General features: G+C 71.0%; 2 protein-coding genes. One reads left to right on the top strand and one right to left on the bottom strand.

Annotated elements, in window-relative coordinates; genetic code table 11:
- Positions 1 to 80: 80 nt before the first annotated feature.
- Positions 81 to 1,190 carry a peptide chain release factor 2 gene (gene prfB, locus ACWGIU_RS35125; protein WP_453712149.1) on the bottom strand — a complete coding sequence of 370 codons (1,110 nt, stop codon included), beginning with the start codon at positions 1,188 to 1,190 and terminating at the stop codon, positions 81 to 83.
- A gap of 316 nt (positions 1,191 to 1,506) precedes the next feature.
- On the opposite strand from prfB, the gene ACWGIU_RS35120 reads away from it, so the two are divergent.
- A complete protein-coding gene (locus ACWGIU_RS35120) occupies positions 1,507 to 2,508 on the top strand; it encodes an isopenicillin N synthase family dioxygenase (RefSeq protein WP_453712148.1) in 1,002 nt (333 codons plus the stop codon).
- The last annotated feature ends 99 nt before the right edge of the window (positions 2,509 to 2,607 follow it).

Below are 2,607 nucleotides of genomic sequence, written 5' to 3'. Positions count from 1 at the left end.
AGGCTGGCCGGTCCGGACATGCCCGGCGCTGCGGAGCAGCCCGACTGGGTGTCCGGGCCCTTCTCGCGTGTGCAGCGCCGTTACGCGGTCTGCTCCTGCTGCTTGCGCCAGCGGATTCCGGCCTCCAGGAAGCCGTCGATCTCGCCGTCGAGCACCGCCTGCGGGTTGCCGACCTCGAACTCCGTCCGCAGGTCCTTGACCATCTGGTACGGGTGCAGGACGTAGGAGCGCATCTGGTTGCCCCAGGAGCTGCCGCCGTCCTTGAGGGCGTCCATCTTGTCCTTCTCCTCCTGGCGGCGCCGTTCGAGCAGCTTGGCCTGGAGGACGTTCATCGCGCTCGCCTTGTTCTGGATCTGCGAGCGCTCGTTCTGGCAGGAGACCACGATGCCGGTCGGCAGGTGCGTGATGCGCACCGCCGAGTCGGTGGTGTTGACGCCCTGGCCGCCGGGGCCGGAGGCGCGGTACACGTCGACGCGCAGCTCGGCCTCGTCGATCTCGACGTGGTCGCTGGTCTCGACGACCGGGAGCACCTCGACGCCCGCGAAGGAGGTCTGGCGGCGGCCCTGGTTGTCGAAGGGCGAGATCCGCACGAGGCGGTGGGTGCCCTGCTCGACGGAGAGTGTTCCGTAGGCGTACGGGGCCTTCACGACGAAGGTGGTCGACTTGATGCCGGCCTCCTCGGCGTACGAGGTCTCGTAGATCTCGGTCGAGTAGCCGTGCCGCTCCGCCCAGCGCAGGTACATGCGCTGCAGGCGCTCGGCGAAGTCGGAGGCGTCGACGCCGCCGGCCTCGGCGCGGATGTTGACCAGGGCCTCGCGCTCGGCGTACTCGCCGGAGAGCAGGGTCCGGACCTCCATCTCGTCCAGCGCCTTGCGGACGGAGACCAGCTCGGCCTCGGCCTCCGCGAGGGTCTCCGCGTCGTCCATCTCCTGGGCGAGGTCGAAGAGCACCGCGAGGTCGTCGATGCGCCCCCGCAGGTTCTCGGTCTTCCGGACCTCCGCCTGGAGGTGCGAAAGCTTGCTCGTGATCTTCTGAGCGGCCTCCGGGTCGTCCCACAGGGACGGCGCGGCGGCCTGCTCCTCGAGCACGGCGATATCGGCCCTCAGCTTGTCGAGGTCCAGGACGGCCTCGATCGACCCCATGGTCGAGGAGAGGGACTTCAGCTCTTCGGAAACATCGACGACTGCCACGGGTCCAGCGTAGCCGGTCCCCGGACAACGCCGTCCGGGCAGGCCGAATCACCCGTTCTGATGATGGATCGCACGGGCGTACGCTCTCCGTATGACCGTTCTCCTCGTCAAGCGCCGCCATGTGGACCACATGCGTGTCACGACGACGAGCTGTCCGCCGCCGGACCGAACCCAAGCCTGATCCACCACGATCCGACTTGGTCCTGTACGCGGCTCCCGTGGTCCCGGCACCACCCCTGTCGGAGACCCTCCCCCCGCCCGCGGCCCCCACCACCTCTGGGGAACAGGACCCCGTGACATCCGAAACGGAGCCGTCATGCCGTCCGCGCACACTCTCCCCGTCCTGGACCTCTCCCAGGCCGACGACCCGGCCCAGCGGGCCGGCTTCCTGAAGCAGCTGCACGCGGCCGCCAGGGACACCGGTTTCCTGCACCTGACCGGGCACGGCGTCACCGCCGCCGAGAGCGCCCGCATCCTGGAGCTGACCAGGGCCTTCTTCGCCCTCCCGGAAGCCGACCGGCTCGCCGTCAGCAATCTGAACTCCCCGCACTTCCGCGGCTACACCCGGATCGGCCACGAGCTGACCGGCGGCGCCTCCGACTGGCGGGACCAGCTGGACGTCGGCGCGGAGCGCCCGGCTCCGGTCGTGGGGCCGGACGACCCGGCCTTCCTGTGGCTGGAGGGCCCGAACCAGTGGCCCGCCGCCCTCCCGGAGCTCCGTACGGTGGTCCTGGACTGGCAGTCCCGCCTCGCGGCGGTCGCCCACCGCCTGCTCCAGGAGCTCCTCGTCGCGATCGGCGCCCCGGCGGACTTCTTCGACGAGGCCTTCGCGGACCGCCCGCACCTGCACACGAAGCTGATCCGCTACCCGGGATCGGCCCCCTCCGGCGCCGACCAGGGGGTCGGCGCACACAAGGACTACGGGTTCCTGACGCTCCTGCTGCAGGACTCCGTGGGCGGCCTCCAGGTGGTCCGCGACGGCGGCTACCTGGACGTACCGCCGGTGCCGGGCGCCTTCGTGGTGAACCTGGGCGAGCTGTTGGAGATCGCCACCGAGGGCTACCTGACGGCGACGGACCACCGGGTCGTCAGCCCGCCCGGCGCGGTGGAGCGGTACTCGGTGCCGTTCTTCTACAACCCGCGGCTGGACGCGGTGATCGAGACCGTCCCGGGGGACTACCTGCGCTCCGCGCCCGGTGTCGCGCACGACGAGTCGAACCCGCTGCACGCCCAGTACGGCCGCAACGAACTGAAGGGCTGGGTCCGCGCCCACCCGGCGGTGGCCCGCCGCTGGCACCCGGAACTGGCCCCGGTCTAGGGCGAGTTGCAAACGTGGCGCCGCCGGGCGCCCGGAGGGCACGGCCCACGGCGTCCGGTGCCGCGCATCGCAAGGCGGAGGGGCGCCCGAGTACCGGAG

The organism is Streptomyces sp. NPDC054840 (assembly GCF_053611065.1).
This window is presented reverse-complemented; position numbering and strand designations above follow the sequence as displayed.